The sequence below is a fragment of the Kitasatospora sp. NPDC090091 genome (genome assembly GCF_044747365.1).
GTDB lineage: Bacteria > Actinomycetota > Actinomycetes > Streptomycetales > Streptomycetaceae > Kitasatospora.
In genome coordinates this window covers 146,723-163,065 of the sequence record NZ_JBIVDY010000004.1, presented here as the reverse complement: position 1 = coordinate 163,065, position 16,343 = coordinate 146,723, and the positions used below count along the sequence as shown (strand labels likewise).

12 protein-coding genes are annotated in these 16,343 nt (G+C 73.3%); 7 read left to right on the top strand and 5 right to left on the bottom strand.

Annotated features, from left to right (window positions below; genetic code table 11):
• Window positions 1-119 precede the first annotated feature (119 nt).
• On the top strand, window positions 120-1,772 hold the full coding sequence (locus tag ACIPSC_RS08605) for an AMP-binding protein (protein WP_400824268.1): 1,653 nt from the start codon (window positions 120-122) through the stop codon (window positions 1,770-1,772).
• A 74-nt stretch (window positions 1,773-1,846) separates the two neighbouring features.
• Here ACIPSC_RS08605 and ACIPSC_RS08600 read toward each other — a convergent pair whose 3' ends face one another.
• The 3 genes from ACIPSC_RS08600 to ACIPSC_RS08590 form a co-directional block, all read right to left on the bottom strand.
• Window positions 1,847-2,653, bottom strand: a complete 807-nt coding sequence (locus tag ACIPSC_RS08600; RefSeq protein ID WP_400824267.1) for a DeoR/GlpR family DNA-binding transcription regulator — start codon at window positions 2,651-2,653, stop codon at window positions 1,847-1,849.
• Between the two features lie 253 nt (window positions 2,654-2,906).
• Complete coding sequence (locus ACIPSC_RS08595) at window positions 2,907-5,033, bottom strand: NPCBM/NEW2 domain-containing protein (protein ID WP_400824266.1); 2,127 nt, start codon at window positions 5,031-5,033, stop codon at window positions 2,907-2,909.
• A gap of 80 nt (window positions 5,034-5,113) precedes the next feature.
• Window positions 5,114-7,279, bottom strand: a complete 2,166-nt coding sequence (locus ACIPSC_RS08590) for an alpha-galactosidase (protein ID WP_400824265.1) — start codon at window positions 7,277-7,279, stop codon at window positions 5,114-5,116.
• Between the two features lie 350 nt (window positions 7,280-7,629).
• On the opposite strand from ACIPSC_RS08590, the gene ACIPSC_RS08585 reads away from it, so the two are divergent.
• The 6 genes from ACIPSC_RS08585 to ACIPSC_RS08560 all read left to right on the top strand — a co-directional run bounded on the left by ACIPSC_RS08585 (window position 7,630) and on the right by ACIPSC_RS08560 (window position 14,522).
• Window positions 7,630-8,670, top strand: a complete 1,041-nt coding sequence (locus ACIPSC_RS08585; RefSeq protein ID WP_400824264.1) for a substrate-binding domain-containing protein — start codon at window positions 7,630-7,632, stop codon at window positions 8,668-8,670.
• An 83-nt stretch (window positions 8,671-8,753) separates the two neighbouring features.
• Window positions 8,754-10,469, top strand: coding sequence for an ATP-binding cassette domain-containing protein (locus ACIPSC_RS08580; RefSeq protein ID WP_400824263.1), 1,716 nt, complete (start codon window positions 8,754-8,756; stop codon window positions 10,467-10,469).
• Window positions 10,466-11,509 (top strand): ABC transporter permease, encoded by a 1,044-nt coding sequence (locus ACIPSC_RS08575; RefSeq protein ID WP_400824262.1) that lies wholly within the window; start codon window positions 10,466-10,468, stop codon window positions 11,507-11,509. The genes ACIPSC_RS08580 and ACIPSC_RS08575 overlap by 4 nt, the downstream gene beginning before the upstream one ends.
• A gap of 179 nt (window positions 11,510-11,688) precedes the next feature.
• A complete protein-coding gene (locus ACIPSC_RS08570; RefSeq protein ID WP_400824261.1) occupies window positions 11,689-13,056 on the top strand; it encodes a TerD family protein in 1,368 nt (455 codons plus the stop codon).
• A gap of 32 nt (window positions 13,057-13,088) precedes the next feature.
• Complete coding sequence (locus ACIPSC_RS08565; protein WP_400824260.1) at window positions 13,089-13,781, top strand: AIM24 family protein; 693 nt, start codon at window positions 13,089-13,091, stop codon at window positions 13,779-13,781.
• Window positions 13,782-13,811: 30 nt separating this feature from the next.
• Window positions 13,812-14,522, top strand: coding sequence for an AIM24 family protein (locus ACIPSC_RS08560; RefSeq protein WP_400824259.1), 711 nt, complete (start codon window positions 13,812-13,814; stop codon window positions 14,520-14,522).
• A 39-nt stretch (window positions 14,523-14,561) separates the two neighbouring features.
• Here ACIPSC_RS08560 and ACIPSC_RS08555 read toward each other — a convergent pair whose 3' ends face one another.
• Together ACIPSC_RS08555 and ACIPSC_RS08550 are read right to left on the bottom strand one after the other, a co-directional pair.
• Window positions 14,562-15,287, bottom strand: a complete 726-nt coding sequence (locus ACIPSC_RS08555) for a histone deacetylase (protein WP_400824258.1) — start codon at window positions 15,285-15,287, stop codon at window positions 14,562-14,564.
• Between the two features lie 211 nt (window positions 15,288-15,498).
• Window positions 15,499-16,341: a CAP domain-containing protein gene (locus tag ACIPSC_RS08550; RefSeq protein ID WP_400824257.1), complete on the bottom strand. Its 843-nt coding sequence runs from the start codon at window positions 16,339-16,341 to the stop codon at window positions 15,499-15,501.
• Window positions 16,342-16,343 lie beyond the last annotated feature (2 nt).

The following is a 16,343-nucleotide window of genomic DNA, read 5'->3' as shown; positions in this document are numbered from 1 at the left end:
GGGCGCGGCCCGGGCGGCTCGACGGATCCGGGGTGCGCGCGCGTCGGACTCGGTGACGGCGGGCGCCGCCCTGCATAGACTCGGGCGGCAGCCGTCCGGACGAGCCGAGGAGCCGCCGCATGCCCACCCCGTCCCCGAGCCTCAGCGCCGGTTCGTCGGCCACGCCGCTGCTGGACGAGACGATCGGCGCCGCCCTGGACCGCGCCGTCACCGCCCACCCCGAGCGCGAGGCGCTGGTCGACCTGCCGGCCGGGCGCCGCTGGACGTACCGCGAACTCGCCGCCGAGGTGGACCGGGTGGCCGCCGGGCTGCTGGCGCTCGGCGTCGGCTGCGGCGACCGGGTCGGGATCTGGGCGCCGAACCGCGCCGAGTGGGTGTTCGTCCAGTACGCCACCGCGCGGATCGGCGCCGTCCTGGTGACCGTCAACCCCGGCTACCGCGTGCACGAAGTCGAGTACGTGCTGCGGCAGTCGGGCATCCGCACGGTGATCGCCGCGCCGTCCTTCAAGACCTCCGACTACGCGGCCATGCTGGCCGAGGCCGGCCCGCGCTGCCCGGACCTCAAGGACGTCCTGCTGCTCGGCTCGGACGCCTGGCACGACCTGCTCGCCGCCGGCGACCGCCCCGACCGCGGCCGGCTCGCCGAACTCGGCGCCGCGCTCCACCCGGACGACCCGATCAACATCCAGTACACCTCGGGCACCACCGGCTTCCCCAAGGGCGCGACGCTCTCGCACCGCAACATCCTCAACAACGGCTACTTCGTCGGCGAGCTCTGCGGCTACTCCGAACTCGACCGGATCTGCGTGCCGGTGCCGTTCTACCACTGCTTCGGCATGGTCATGGGCAACCTGGCGGCGCTCGCCCACGGCGCCTGCGTGGTGATCCCGGCCGCCGCCTTCGACCCGGCCGCCACCCTGCGCGCGGTCGCCGCCGAACGCTGCACCTCGCTCTACGGCGTGCCGACCATGTTCATCGCCGAGCTCAACGACGCCGCCTTCGCCGAGCACGACCTGAGCAGCCTGCGCACCGGGATCATGGCGGGCTCGCCCTGCCCGACCGAGGTGATGAAGCAGGTCGTCGAGCGGATGGGCATGCGCGACGTGTCGATCTGCTACGGGATGACCGAGACCTCGCCGGTCTCCACCCAGACCCGGGCCGAGGACCCGCTGGAGCGCCGGGTCTCCACCGTCGGCCGGGTCGGTCCGCACCTGGAGGTGAAGGTCGTCGCCCCCGAGACCGGCGAGGTCGTCCCGCGCGGCACGCCCGGCGAACTCTGCACCCGCGGCTACTCGGTGATGCTCGGCTACTGGGACCAGGCCGACCGCACGGCCGAGGTGATCGACGCCGACGGCTGGATGCACAGCGGCGACCTGGCCGTGATGGACGAGGAGGGCTACCTCAACATCACCGGCCGCATCAAGGACATGGTCATCCGGGGCGGCGAGAACGTCTACCCGCGCGAGATCGAGGAGTTCCTCTACACCCACCCCGACATCCTGGACGCCCAGGTGATCGGCGTCCCGGACGCCAAGTACGGGGAGGAGCTGATGGCCTGGATCCGGCTGCGCCCCGGCGCCGCGGAGCTCACCGCCGACACCCTCCGCGAGTTCTGCACCGGGCGGATCGCCCACTACAAGATCCCGCGCTACGTGCACCTCGTCGACGACTTCCCGATGACGGTCACCGGGAAGATCCGCAAGGTGGAGATGCGGGAGCAGGCCGTCGCGCTCCTCGGCCTCGAAGCGGAAGCCGCGAGCCGGCACGCCTGATCCGCGGCGCGCGCCTGTCCGGCGGCGGGGCGCACGCCTCGACCGCGGCGGCGCGCAGGTCGTCGGCGCGACGCTCAGGTCGTCGGCGCGACGATCAGTTCGCCGACGAGCTGTGCCGCCGCCTCCCGGTCCTCCTCCGACAGCCCGTCGTCGGTGACCAGGACGTCGATCTGGTCCAGGGCGGCGAACGAGGCCAGGCCCAGGGCGTTCCACTTGGTGTGGTCCGCCACGACCACCACCCGGCGGGCGGACTGCAGGAAGGCCCGGTTGGTCTCGGCCTCGGCGAGGTTGGGCGTGGTCAACCCGGTCGCCGGGGAGAGCCCGTGGCAGCCCAGGATCAGCACGTTGACGTGCAGGGACCGGATCGCCTGGTCGGCCACCGGGCCGACCAGCGCGTCCGAGGGGGTGCGGACCCCGCCGGTGCGGATGACCGTCGCGGTGGCCGGGGTGCCGTCCTCGCCCGGCTCCTCCAGGGCCTCGGCGATCCGCAGCGAGTTGGTGACCACGGTCAGGCCCTCGACGCCGCGCAGCTGCCGCGCCACCAGATGGGTGGTGGTGCCGGCCGCCAGCCCCACCGCCGAGCCCGGCGCCACCAGGTCGGCGGCCGCGCGGGCGATCGCGGCCTTGGCGGGCAGCTCCCAGGACGCCTTGGTCTCGAAGCCGGGCTCGCCGCTGAGCGGCGCCTCGATCCGCACCGCGCCGCCGTGGACCTTGTTGACCAGGCCCTGGGTGGCGAGCGCGTCGAGGTCCCGACGGACCGTCATGTCGGAGACCCCGAGCTCGCGCACCAGGTCGGCGACCCGGACCGCGCCGCGCGACCGCACCCGCTCCAGGATCAGCATGCGTCGCTGTCCGGCGAGGGGCTGGGCGCTGTCGGCCATGGCGGATCACCTCCGGGTCGGCGCCGGCGCTCTGCCGACGGTCACCGCCATCATGGCAGGCGGGCGGGGGATCCCCCCAACGGGTTCTGTCGCTTCCTGTCCGGTCATGTTCCCCTCTGTGTCCTTCTGTGCGCCGCCGAGGCCGTCCGGTGGCCCGCCGGCGCACCGCGGCGGGCGCCGCGCCGGGGGAGTCCCCGACGCGGCGCCGCCGTTCGTTCACGCGGAGCAGGTGCAGGTGCGGGCGCGCCTGCGGTCAGCAGCTGAGCACGGGGCCGGCCCAGTCCGCGTGGTCGCTGTTGGTGCCGTCGCCGCCGTCGGTGACCACGAGGTGCAGCTCGTAGGCGCCGGTGAGGTCGGCGGTGAGGTGCTTGGCGGGGGTGATGCCGGTCATCCGCCCGCTGTCGGCGACCTTGGTGCCGTCCGCGTAGATCTCGAAGGAGACGGTGCCGCGGCCCTGGGCTTCGGCGTCCACGCCCACGTCGGTGGCGAGCGAGGAGCAGGTGCCGCCGAGGTAGTAGACGATCTCGCTGAAGGCGTTGACCCCGAGGCCCTTCTCGTAGGTGGCGCCGGCGATGGTGATGGTCCCGCCGTCGCGGGCCTGGTTGTCGCCGTTGCTCATGTCCTTCTCGACCGGACCCCAGCTGTTGCCGGCCGAGCTCCAGGCGAGGCCGGAGAGCGGGTGGGTGCCGGCGGCGGGGCCGTTGCCGCAGGCGAGCTTGGCGCCGGCCCAGTCGGCGTGGTCCCAGCTGGTGCCGTCGCCGGCGTCGGTGGCCACCAGACGGACGGTGGCGGCTCCGGTGAGGTCGGCGGTCAGGTGCTTGGCCGGGTCCTTGCCGGTGAGCGTGCCGCTGTCGGCGACGAGGGTGTCGTCCTTGTAGATCCGGAACACCACCGAGCCGTGGCCGTAGGCGTCGTCGTCCACCCCCACGTCGGTCACCAGGTTCTTGCAGGTGCCGCCGAGGTGGAAGGCGATCTCACTGGGCGCGTGCGCGCCGAGGCCCTTCGGGTAGGACCGGCCGCGGACGGTGATGGCCTGTCCGTCGCCGGCCACGTGGTCGCCGTTGCTGCGGTCGCGCTCGACCGGGCCCCAGCCGTTGGTGACGGACTTGAACGGGAGGTCGCTGAGGTAGGTCGTCCCGGTGGGCGGGGAGACCGGCGAGCCGGGCGTGACCCGGAACATGGCGGTGCCGTGCCCCGGAACGGTGGCGCTGATGGTGCCGTCGCCGGTCGTGCTCTTCTTCGACCAGAGGTCCTTGACGGTGTAGGAGCTCGCGCCGCCGATGCCCACGGTCTGTGCCGTGGTGGTGATGGTGGCGTCGTAGGAGCCCTCGTTGGTCAGCGTGACGGCACGGCTGCCGTCCGCCAGCGGCTTGGACATCACCACCAGGCCGTTGGCGCTGGAGACGACCGAGCCCTGCTTGCCCAGCGGGTCCTGGTCGACGGCGATGACGTCGGCGTTGGTGAGGATCTGGAAGGTCTCCGGCTCGGCCATCCGCAGGTCGGTGCCGATCATCAGCGGGGCGGCCATCTCGGCCCAGAGGCTGAAGTGGGTCCGGTACTCCGTGCCGGTCATGCCGCCGTTGCCGACCTCCAGCATGTCCGGGTCGTTGAACGCCCCCGGCTTGGCGTAGTTCGCCAGGCCCTGGTTGGCCTGGGCGATGGAGATCATGCTCTGCCAGGTGTCGCTGATGTCGCCGGTGGTGCGCCAGGAGTTGCCGATCGGGGCCGCCCAGTTCCACGGGCCGGTGCTGCCCCACTCGCAGATGCTGTAGAGGATCGGGCGGCCAGTCTTCTTCAGCGCGTCGCCCATCGTCTTGTAGCGCTTCTGGGCGTCGATGCCCATGTTGTTGCAGTTGTCGTACTTCAGGTAGTCGACGCCCCAGGAGGCCCACAGGTCGGCGTCCTGCTGCTCGTGGCCCAGGCCCCCGGGGAAGCCCTTGACGTCGCAGGTGTGGATGCCGGCGCTGGAGTAGATGCCGAACTTGAGGCCCTTGCCGTGGACGTAGTCGGCGAGTGCCTTGATCCCGCTGGGGAAGCGGACCGGGTCCGGGACGAGGTCGCCGGCGGCGTCGCGCAGGGGCAACGCCCAGCAGTCGTCCAGGTTGACGTACTGGTAGCCGGCCGCCTTGAGGCCCTTGCTGACGAAGAGGTCGGCGATGCCCTTGATCATGTCCTCGTTGAACTGGGCACCGCAGTACGTGGAGTTCCAGTTGTTGAAGCCCATCTGCGGCGTCAGGTTGAGGCCGTTGTCGACGGCTGCGGCGGGTGGCGCGGTGGCGAGCTGGAGCCCGGTGGAGAGGGCGCCGGCGCCGGTTAAGAGCGCCAGGGCGGTCAGCGCCGACGCGATGCGGCGGCGCGGTGCAGAGCGGCGGGAACGCAAGGGTCCTCCAGGAGTGGGTGTGCGGACGGGTTGCCCGGCGCCGCCGGCCCGGCGGCCGGCGGCGCCGGGGGAAGGGGAGGTCAGTTGAGGAGTGACCAGGCCTGCCCGGCGGCCGCGCCGTTCGGCCGGCTCAGCACGACCGGCGAGGTCGCGGCGGTCTGCGGGGAGTCCAGGACCAGGCCGGTGGCGACGTTGGTGATGGTCAGTGCCCCGGTGGCGGTGTTCTGCTCCACCCGCCACTTCTGGTGCGGGCTGTTCGGGTCCCACCGGTTCAGCACCCAGGCGGCACCGCCCGGGGAGTCCGGCCCGGTGAGCGTGCCGTGCCGCTGGGTGGGGGTGTCGCAGTCGTCGGTGATGCGGACGGTGCCGTCGGGGTTCGCGGTGAACGTCCACTTCTCCGAGGTGTGCCACCACCACCAGGTGTTCACGTCGAGCACGGAGCCGTCCGGCGCGCTGCAGGTGCCCTGGACCTCCAGCGCGAGGCCGCCGGTGCCGCCCGCGCCGAGGCCGTGGTAGCGGCCGTCGCCGACCACCGTGGCCGGGACGGTCACGGGCAGCGGCTTGAGCCGGTACATCGCGACGCCGTGCGGCTCCACCGAGGCGCTGAGCGTTCCGGTGACGTTGCCGGTGGAGCCGGTCCACAGCTCCTTGGCGGAGTAGCCGGGGCCGGTCAGCCCGAGGTCGGCCAGCGTGGTCGAGACGGTCCGGGCGGCGGCCGGGTCCTGGTTGACCAGCAGGACGGCGGTGTCCCCGCCCGCGAGCGGGCGCTTGAGCACGAGCGGCGCGGTGCTGTTCGCCGGCGGGGCGCCGACCAGGGTGGCGGGCCTGGCGAGGCTGTCCTGGTCGACGGCGACGACGTCGGCGTTCTTGTAGACGGCCAGCTGCTCGGGGGTGATGCCGGTGGACCAGGTGTAGCCGTCCTGGGTGTGCCGGGAGTTCTCGGGGCTGCGGAAGTCGGCGCCCGAGATGAGCGGAGAGGCGGCCATCGCCAGGACGGACATCTCGCTGCGCGACTCGGTGAGCGTCATCGGCTTGTGGCAGGGGCAGGTGTCGGTGGTGCCCCAGAGGCCGTACGGGTCCTGCCAGCCGGCGAACATCATGTCCATGTCGTTCCAGCTGCCGGGCCGGACGTTGCCGGGGTACTGCAGGGTGGTGCGCAACTGCCCGTTGTAGAGCACGCCTTCGAGGTCGGGGCCGCGGTCGCCGCCGATCCGGCAGAGGTTGGCCACCTGGCCGCACCAGACGCCGGTGGGCGCGTAGCCGGGTGCCTCGTGCGGCGGGTTGCCGGCCGCGACCACCACCGGGTCGGTGCGGGCCGGGTCGTCCCCGGCCAGCAGGTGCGGGATGCCGGTGTGCACCGGCTGTGCGGAGACGCTGACCGAGACCCGCGGCCGGCCCTGGGCGGCGGAGGCCGCGTCGAGCGCCCGCTGGAAGTCGCGGACCCGGGCGTAGATGGACCGGGTCAGCTCCCTGCCCTCGCCCTGCGTCCCGTAGTTGTGGCCGTCCGGGCCGGTGATCGGCGGGCCGTAGGGGCAGTCGTCGTACTTGACGAAGTCCACCCCCCAGGCGACGAAGTCGGCCGCATCGGTGCTCTCGTGGCCGAGGCTGCCGGGGTGGCCCTGGCAGGTGGTGTAGGTGTCGGTGGCGTAGAGGCCGAACTTCATGCCCTTGCTGTGGGCGTACCAGGAGAGGTACTGGATCCCGTTGACCGGCTGCCCGTTGACGGTGCGGGAGGGGAAGCGGCCCGGGTGGGGGATCAGGTGGCCGCTGGTCGGGTCGATCCCGGTGCCGTCGGTGCCGCTCACCGGGTGCCCGCCGGCGTCGTAGAGCTGCATGGCGCCGTAGGAGTTCTTGACCAGGTCGGTGGTCTGGCCGTCGCGGTGGTTCTCCGACCAGCCGTCGTCGATGGTGACGGTGTCGTAGCCGGCCTGGACCAGGCCGTTGGCGGCCATGAAGTCGATGGTCTGGACGACCTGTTCCTGGGTGACCCCGGTGCCCAGGGTGTTCCAGGAGTTCCAGCCCATCGGCGGGGTGAGGGCGAGTCCGTTGCCCAGGGCGTCGCTCGCGTTCGGGGCGAGGTTCGCGTTCGGGGCGGGGCTCGTGTTCGGCGTGGGGCCGTTGCCCAGGGCGGCCGCGGGGGCGGCGGCGCCGAGGGCGGCGCTGCCGAGTCCGGAGGCCGCCAGGGTGAGGGCGACCAGCAGCCGGGCCAGGGCGCGGGGCCGTGACCGGGGCAGGGGTGTTCGCATGGGTGCTCCAGCATCCGCGAGTGTGGGGGGTTGGGGGAACGGTGAACCGTTACGTTCGTTTCTGTTGGAACGTCAAACAGAAAGCAACGCAGCATAGGCGCGCCTGGAGGCTGGGCTCAAGGGGGTCGTCATGGATCGACCTCTGCGGTCGAGTCGGCCAGCACATGGGCTAGTTGGCGAAATCGACCAGGTCATGTCACAGCTTGATCTCGGCGCGTCCGAGCCCTTGACGGCCGGGACGGGGGCGATGCGATATTTCACATCACGTTTGAACCTGTTGAGATCTGACTGTTCGTAGGGCGGGCCGGACATCCGAGACCCGCCGCCCGGCGCAGAGGAGCGACCCCCTGATGATCCGACGCACCACCGGCCGCGCCTCCGCCGGCCTCCTGCTCGCCCTGGGCCTCATCGCCGCCGGGTGCTCCACCGGACAGGAGACCACCTCCGGCTCCCCGTCGGTCGCCCCGGTGGAGGGCAAGATCTCCATCACCTACCTGCAGAAGCAGGGCGACCAGGAGTACTTCGTCGGCGAGGCGGCCGGAGCCAAGGCGAAGGCCGCCGAACTCGGCGTCGACCTCAAGGTGGTGAACCTCGGCAACGACGCCAACAAGACCGTCAGCGAGGTGCAGGCGGCCATCGCCCAGAAGACCAACGGCGTGATCGTCGTGGTGCCCGACCCCGCGGTGGGGCCGCAGGTCGTCCAGACCGCCCGGGACGCGAAGATCGGCCTGCTCACCTCCGACGACCAGGTCTGCGCCACCGGCCCGGACCCGGCGTCCTGCGCCAAGACCGACCTGGTGCCGCGGGTCGGCTTCAGCGGCGCCCAGATGGGCGGCGAGGTCGGCAAGCGGGCGGCCCAGGAGTACGCCAAGGCCGGCTGGACCGCGGCCGACACCCGGATCATCGCGGCCTGGAAGCAGGACGTCACCGTCTGCGGGGACCGGGTCAAGGCGGCGAAGGAGGCGTTCGACGCCGCCGCCCCGGGCGTGCGCACCCTGGAGGTGGCGACCGACAACACCCCCACCGGCGCGCAGGACAAGGTCGCCGCGACGGTCACCGCCAACCCCGGCGTCAAGCACTGGGTCGTCTGGGGCTGCAACGACGAGAACGTGCACGGCGGGGTCACCGCGCTGCGCAACGCCGGCGTGGGCGCCGACGACGTGATCGGCGTCGGCCTCGGCGCCTACCTCGCCTGCAAGGACTGGAGCGGCACCCAGCCCACCGGCATGAAGGCCGCGCTCTACATCAACGGCCGGGACGTCGGCGCACTCGCCGTCCAGACGCTGTACGACAAGCTCAAGAGCGGCAAGGAGATGCCCGCGGAGGTGTTCGCCAAGACCACCATGGTCGACGCCGCCACCTGGAAGAGCGCCGGGGTCACCTGCAACTGACCGGTCCGCATCGCGGCCGCCCCGAGCCGGGCGGCCGCCCGACCGCACCGCCCTCCCGCACGAAGCACCGAGGTGACCCAGCCGTGACCAGCGCGTCCCGCCCCACCGGAGACCACCACCCCACCGGCGCACCGCACCCGGCCGAGGAACAGCCGGCTGGATCCCGTCCGGCCCAGCCCCGTCCGGCCCAGCCCCGTCCGGCCCAGCCCCGTCCGGCCGAGGACCGGCCGAGCAGCGATCGGCCAGGCACCGATCGGCCCGGCGTCCGCCGCCCGCCCGCCGGCGCCACCGGATTCGCGGACGTCAGCAAAGACTTCGGCACCGTCCGGGCCCTCACCGGCGTCACCCTCGACTTCCCGCCCGGGCGGGTCACCGCCCTCATGGGCGAGAACGGCGCCGGCAAGTCCACCCTGCTGAAGATCCTGACGGGGGACCACCGGCCCGGCGCGGGCCACGTCCTCATCGACGGCGAACCCGTCGAGCTCCGCTCGCCGACCCAGGCCCGGGCCCTCGGCATCCGGATCGTCCCGCAGGAGCCCGAGATCGTCCCGCACGTCTCGGTCGCCGAGAACGTCCACATCGGCGCCCTGCCCACCGCCGCCGGCCGCCGGCTGGACCGCGCCGAGCTGCGCCGCCGCACCACCGCGGACCTGGAGCGGTTCGGCTTCTCCGGCCTGCTCGACCCCGAGCTGCTCGGCTCCGAACTGACCGCCGCCCAGCGCCAACTGGTCGAGATCATGCGCGCCCTCACCGGCGAGGCCAAGCTGATCGCCTTCGACGAGCCCACCTCCTCGCTCTCCGACCACGAGACCGAGGCTCTCTTCGCCCTCATCGACCGCCTGCGCGCCCAGGGCATCGCCGTCGTCTACGTCTCGCACCGCATGCGGGAGATCTTCCGGATCGCCGACCGGATCGCCGTCCTGCGCGACGGCGCCCTCGTGGGCGTGCAGGACGCGAGCCGCACCAGCGAGGGCGACCTGGTCCGCCAGATGGTCGGCCGCGACCTCTCCACCCTGTTCGAACGGCGCGCGGTCGCCACCGACCGCGTCGTGCTGGACGTCCGGGACGTCACCACCGACCACGTCCGCGGCGTCAACCTCACCGTCCGGGCGGGCGAGGTCGTCGGCCTGGCCGGCCTGGTCGGCGCCGGACGCTCCGAACTCGCCCTGGCCCTGGCCGGCGATCTGCCCGTGCGCAGCGGCAGCATCACCCTGGACGGCCGCCCGCTGCCCCCGGGCAGCCCCGGCAGGGCGATCCGGGCCGGCCTCGGGCTCGCCCCCGAGGAGCGCAAGGACCAGGCCCTCTTCCTGCACCGGCCGATCCGGGAGAACACCTCCATCGCCGTGCTGGAGCGCCTGCGCCGACTGCGCTTCGTGCGCCGCTCCGCCGAGCGCGACCTCGCCCGCCAGTACGCCGACCGGCTCCGGGTGCGCACCCCGTCCATCGAACACGAGGTCCGCACGCTCTCAGGCGGCAACCAGCAGAAGGTCGTCCTGGCCCGCTGGCTGGCCCGCCGGCCGAAGGTGCTGATCCTGGACGAGCCGACCCGCGGCATCGACGTCGGCGCGAAGGCCGAGATCTACCGGATCATCGCCGACCTGGCCGAACAGGGCGTCGCCCTCCTCGTCGTCTCCTCCGAGCTTCCCGAACTCCTCGGGCTCGCCGACCGGATCGTGGTCATGCAGGGCGGGCGGGTCACCGGCGAACTCGGCCGGGCCGAGGCCACCGAGACCGCCGTCCTGCGACTCGCCATGGCCGACGACATCACCACCACGACCGCCTCCGGAGCCTCCTCATGACCAGCGCCGCCACCCCGCCGGCCCTCAAGAACACTGCCGAGACCGCCGCACGTACCCGGCCCGCCGGCCCGCTCGGCGCTCTCGCCGGGCTCGGCGGCCAGAACCTCAGCCTGGTCGGCGCGCTCGTCGCGGTGCTCGCCGTCTTCGGGATCCTCAACGACAACTACCTGAGCTGGACCAACATCCAGGTCATCGCCGAGGCCGCCACCATCACCGGCCTGCTCGCCGTGGTGCAGACCGTCGTGATCATCTGCGGCGGCCTGGACATCTCGGTCGGCTCCCAGGCCGGCCTCGCCTCCGTGGTCAGCGCGATGGCCTTCACCTCCGCCGGCTCCAACGCCTTCGCCGGCATGGCCGCCGCGCTCGCCGTCGGCGCGCTGGTCGGCGTCCTCAACGGCGCGGTCATCGTCTACGGGCGGGTCAACGCCACCATCGCGACGCTGGCCGGCCTCGCCGCCTACAAGGGCGTCGCGCAACTGGTCTCGGACGGGCGGGCGCAGGGGTACGTCCTCAACGACGCGGTGTTCGTCTTCCTCGGCCGCGGCAAGATCGCGGGCCTGCCGGTGATGGTCTGGATCCTGATCCTGGTCGCGGTGGCGGTGCACGTGCTGCTGAAGTACACCGACATCGGCCGCAACCTCTACGCGATCGGCGGCAACGACACCGCTGCCCGGCTGGCGGGCATCGCGATCAACAAGTACCTGGTCGCGGTCTACGCCCTGATCGGCGTGGTCGCGGCGGTCGCCGGCATCCTGCTCACCGCCCGCACCGGCTCCGGCCAGCCGGTCTCCGGCAGCGAGGGGCTGGAGCTGAAGGCGATCACCGCCGCCGCGCTGGGCGGCTGCGCGCTCAAGGGCGGCAAGGGCGGGATCGGCGGCACGCTGCTCGCCGTCGCCCTGCTGGGAGCGCTCGACAACGGGCTCACCGTGCAGGGCATCAACTCCTTCTGGCAGAACGTGGCCCAGGGCGCGCTGCTGGTGGTCGCGGTGGTCGTCCAGCAGCGCCGCAGCGGCGACCGCGCCGTCGGCCTGCCGGGCTGACGGGTTTGGGTTGACGGGGGCGGCGGGCCGAGGGAACGGCGGGTCGGCCGGTCGTGAGGGCCGGGCCGCCGACCCGGCCGGCCGGATCGCAACCGTTCGGCTCGCTGCTTCGTCCGGACCGGGTGGGGTAGGGTCGCGGAACCACGCCCGGGACAGAGGGGGAGGGCCGGTCCGGCACCATGAGCAGGGAACTCACGAAGGCCGCGCGGGTGCGCATCGCCGATCTGACGCCCGGGACGGAGCTCTACCTCGGGGTGCACCTGGACGCCCCGGGGCTGGTGATCGACGTCAGCTGCTTCGGCCTGGACGCCGAGGAACGGCTGAGCGACGACCGCTACTTCGTCTTCTTCAACCAGCCCGCCAGCCCCGACGGCTCGGTCCGGCTGCTGGGCGCGCAGTCCGGTGACACCGAGGCGTTCCGCGTCCTGCTGCCGGACGTCCCGGCGGAGATCCACCGGCTGAGCCTGACCGCGGCGATCGACGGCGACGGTGTGATGTCGCAGGTGGCCTCCGGCTACGTCCGGGTGGTCGCGGACGGCGCGGAGGTCGGGCGGTACTCCTTCACCGGTGCAGAGTTCAGCACCGAGCGCGCGGTGATGCTTGCGGATCTCTACCGGCGCAACGGCGAGTGGCGCTTCACGGCGGTCGGCCAGGGCTTCGACGGCGGCCTGCGGGCGCTGCTGGAGAACTTCGGCGGCGAGGCGGTCGAGGAGGACGAGCCACCGGCCGCCGCGGTGCCGGAACCGGCCCCGGCTCCGTCCCTGCCGGCCGGCGTGCCGCCGACCCCCGTACCCGCGCCGACCGTTCAGGTGCCGGTGCAGCAGGCGCCGCCGGCCGCCCCGCCACCGCCCGCGGCCCCTGCGCCGCCGGCCGCGCCGCCCGCGCCCGGCGTCCGGATCAGCCTGGTCAAGTACGCCGAGGTCCCCGAGCAGTCCGGCTGGGTCCGGCAGAACGACCACCTGGTGCGCTACACCCTCACCAAGGACCAGGACGTCCTCGCGCTGCACGGCAGCATGGTGGCCTACCAGGGGCAGGCGGACTTCGCCCACGAGAGCTCCGGCATGCTGCGCAAGCTGACCGCCAACCTCACCGGCCAGACGCTGAAGCTGATGCGCGTCTCCGGCGAGGGCCAGGTGTTCCTCGCGGACGAGGCCAGCCACCTCCACCTGGTGCGGCTGGAGGGCGACGCGCTCTGCGTCAGCTCCGACCGGGTGCTGGCCTTCGACGCGAACCTGGAGCACGAGGTGCGCCGGATCGAGGGCGAGGGCCTGCCGAACGGCGGCTTCTTCACGCTCCAGTTCAGCGGCCACGGAACGGTCGTCGTGAAGACCACCGGCATCCCGGTGGTGCTGCCGGTCACCCCGGCGCCCGAGACCTACGCCGACCTGCACGCCCTGGTGGCCTGGTCGCGCGGCGCGCAGGTGATCACCACCGCCCCGGTGCGGATCCGGCGCTCCGCGTACCGGGGCCACGCCGCCGAGGCGTTCAGCGTGCAGTTCCGGGGCGGGCCGGGCAACTTCATCGTCGTCCAGCCGTTCGAGGTCTGAGCGGGCGCAGAGCCCGGAGCAAGGAGGTACCGATGGAGCGACGGGTGCTCTCGGGCACGTACCTGGAGGAGTACACGGCCTCGCCGGCCACGGTGCGGATGAGCAACCACGGCGGCGCGATGTGCAAGGTCGCCGTGACGACCGGCCAGGACGTCCTGGCCAAGGCCGGTGCGATGGTGGCCTACGACGGCTACCTGCAGTACGAGCCGGTCTCCCAGTCCTTCCGCCGGGCGCTCGGCGAGTGGGCCTCGGGCGAGCGCAGCCCACTGCTGCGCTGGTTCGGCGACGGCACCCTCTACCTGGCCGACTTCGGCGCCCACGTGCTCAACCTCCAGCTCGACGACGAGGCGCTGTCCGTCAACGGCTCGCACCTGCTCGCCCTGGACGCCTCGCTGGCGTGCACCGTCGAGAAGGTGAAGGGGCCCGCGCTGCTGGCCGGCACCGGGCTCTACAACGTGACGGTGCGCGGCAGCGGCTGGGTGTCCGTCACCTCCCACGGCGTCCCCGTGGTGCTGGACTGCGCCGAGGCGCCGACCTACGTCGACCCGGATGCGCTGGTCGCCTGGACCACCGGGCTGGAGATCCAGACCAGGCGCACCCTCAAGGTCGGCTCGCTGATCGGCCGCGGCAGCGGCGAGGCCCTGCAACTGGGCTTCCGGGGCCCGGGCTTCGTCGTCGTCCAGCCCAGCGAGGAGACCTCCGACCGATTCAAGATCCGCGGCTGAACAGTCCGCAGCTGAGGAGCAGCGATCACCGTGCACAGCCCCCTTCTCGACCACACCGCCCTGACCGGCGACGAGCGGTTCGCCCTGCAGAACCCGCAGCTGCTGCGGGTCGTGCTGGACGGGCGGGCCGAGGTGCTGGCCCGCACCGGCGCGATGGTCGCGCACACCGGCCGGGTGCGGTTCACCGAGTGGCGGCCGCCGCGCGGCCAGCGGCACCTGTACAACGGCCAGGCCGGCCCCGGCGGTCCGGCGCAGCAGCCGCCCGCCATGGACCTGATGCGCTGCACCGGCACCGGCACGGTCTACGTCGCCAACCTCGCCCAGCACCTGCACATCCTGGACCTGCGGGGCGACCGGCTGACCATCACCAGCGCCTACGTGCTGGCCTTCGACGCGGGCATCACGTGGCGGACGGTCGCCGTCGAGGGCGGCGAACGGATCTCCGGCGTCGGCAACCACAGCCTGGAGCTGTCCGGCAACGGCCGGCTGGTGGTGATGACCTCCGGCCGCCCGCTGGTGATGCCGGTGCGGGCCGGCGAGTACGTCTACGCGGACGCCGACGCGGTGGTGGGCTGGTCGTCGGCGCTGGAGGTGCAGTTGCAGGCGCAGAGCGCCAACACCGAGGCCTGGCGCCGGCACGGCACGGCGACCGAGGGCTGGGAGCTCTCCTTCACCGGGGACGGCTTCGTCCTCGTCCAGCCCAGCGAGCTGCGCCCGCCCCAGCGCCTCCCGCGGCGCTGACCGGCGCTCCCGTGGCACCCGGCGGCGCCTGCCGGTGCGTCAGCCCGCCGGCCCGGCGCCGTCCAGGGCCCGGCGTACCGCGTCCGCGGTCCAGTGCCCGGCCGCGCCCGGCCGGGTGCTCAGGTAGTCGGCCGCCCGGCCCGGGCCCCAGCCGTGGGCCTCGGCCAGCCCGGAGGCGAGGTTGCGCAGGTAGGCGGCGGACGGCGCGTTCAGCACCGCCTCGGCCGGCGACCACGACGCGGTGAACGTCAGCACCGGCAGCCCGTCCAGGCGGCCCGGGCAGACCAGCGTCTCGTACCGGCCGGACCCGAGCCGCTGGCGGCCGGTGGCGAGCACCGGCGAGAGGTCGAGGTCCTCCAGCGGATAACGGCGCATCTCCTGCTGGGCGATGTCGCCGAACTGCTCGGCGGTCAGCAGGTAGGCGCGGGCCGGCATCTCCCCGTCCGCACCGGGATCGTAGAACCCGGACCCGCCGGTCCACATCAGCGACAGCGACGCGAAGTAGAGGACCCCGGGCAGCACCACCGGCACGCTGCGCCGCGGCGGCCGCCGGTCCCGCGCCCCCGGACAGCTGCGCGCCCCGCCCGTCGGCCGCCCGCCCCGCAGGTAGACGTTCAGCCGCTCGGCGTGCATGTTCGACCCGTACGCCGCGTACCAGACCAGCCCGGGCGCCACGGGGCGATCCGCCTCCGGACGCTCCGCCACCCGATGCTCCGCCTCCGGACGCTCGGTCTCCGGGCCGACGACCCGCCGAATCTCCACCACACCCCGGACGCTAGCCGACCCCGCCCGGCGAGGCCCCTTCACGCCGCACCTGGGACCCCAACCGGTTCAGGACCCGCTCGGCGGGAACGTGAACACCCCCGCCGACCCGCCGATCCACCGGGCCCCGGACCGCCGGACGTCGGGGCCCCGGACCGCGGGGGCGTCGCCGGACCGTCCGTCACGATCCGGTCCGGACCGGCCGGCGCGGGCGTCAGCCGGCGAACTCGTGGACTCCCCACCAGCCACTGGAGTCGTGGAAGAGAGCGACACCGATCTCCTTGTAGCGGGGGTTGATCTGCGCGGCGTGGTGTCCCGGGGACTCGGTCCACATCTTCTGGAACTGGAGCGCGGCCTGTTCCCCGGTCAGGGCGGCGTCGCCCCACATCACGATGCACTCGCCGGTCAGCGTCCGGCTGCCGGTCAGGCTGGGACCGGCACCGGAGGCGTTCTCCGAGTGGGCGAACCCGGTCTCGCGCATGTGCCGGGCCCACTTCTCGGCGAAAGCCGTCAGATCGGCCTTCACCACCAGGGCCGGCACGCCGTTGCGGGCCCGCTCCTCGTTGATCAGCCGCAGTGACAGCGCTTCGGCGCCGCCGGCCGGTCGGTCCGGCGCCGCGTTGCCGGTGTCGGCGTTCGGAGCGGTCCGGGGCGACGGCGCGGAGCCGTCCGGTCGGGCTGGGGCATCCGCAGGAGCCCTGGTGGCGGGGCCGGGTGCGGCCGTGCCGGTCGGTGCCTTGGGCGGAACACTCGTGGTGGCCGGGCGGGGCGGGGCCTTGGTGGCCGCCGCGCTCGGGGCACTCGCGGGCGTCGACGGGGCGGCCGTCACGGACGCCGTGGCCGAGGCGGTCGCGGTCGCGGACGCGGACGCCGTCGTGGGTGAGGAAGGCGGCGCCGCCGAGGGGAGGCCGCCGACGGGTGCGACCGTCGCGGCCACCGCGTCGGCCCTGTCGGAGGCCGGTGCACCGGCCTCCGGGCCGCACGCGCTCGCTGCGGCCGCCACGACACCGACCGCCACGACAACGGCCAACCGCTGCCGACGACGTATGGACTGCATGA

Coding starts and splice junctions, on each gene's coding strand:
- ACIPSC_RS08605 (WP_400824268.1), top strand. CDS start 120: ATGCCCACCCCGTCCCCGAGCCTCAGCGCCGGTTCGTCGGCCACGCCG.
- ACIPSC_RS08600 (WP_400824267.1), bottom strand. CDS start 2,653: ATGGCCGACAGCGCCCAGCCCCTCGCCGGACAGCGACGCATGCTGATC.
- ACIPSC_RS08590 (WP_400824265.1), bottom strand. CDS start 7,279: ATGCGAACACCCCTGCCCCGGTCACGGCCCCGCGCCCTGGCCCGGCTG.
- ACIPSC_RS08585 (WP_400824264.1), top strand. CDS start 7,630: ATGATCCGACGCACCACCGGCCGCGCCTCCGCCGGCCTCCTGCTCGCC.
- ACIPSC_RS08575 (WP_400824262.1), top strand. CDS start 10,466: ATGACCAGCGCCGCCACCCCGCCGGCCCTCAAGAACACTGCCGAGACC.
- ACIPSC_RS08570 (WP_400824261.1), top strand. CDS start 11,689: ATGAGCAGGGAACTCACGAAGGCCGCGCGGGTGCGCATCGCCGATCTG.
- ACIPSC_RS08565 (WP_400824260.1), top strand. CDS start 13,089: ATGGAGCGACGGGTGCTCTCGGGCACGTACCTGGAGGAGTACACGGCC.
- ACIPSC_RS08550 (WP_400824257.1), bottom strand. CDS start 16,341: ATGCAGTCCATACGTCGTCGGCAGCGGTTGGCCGTTGTCGTGGCGGTC.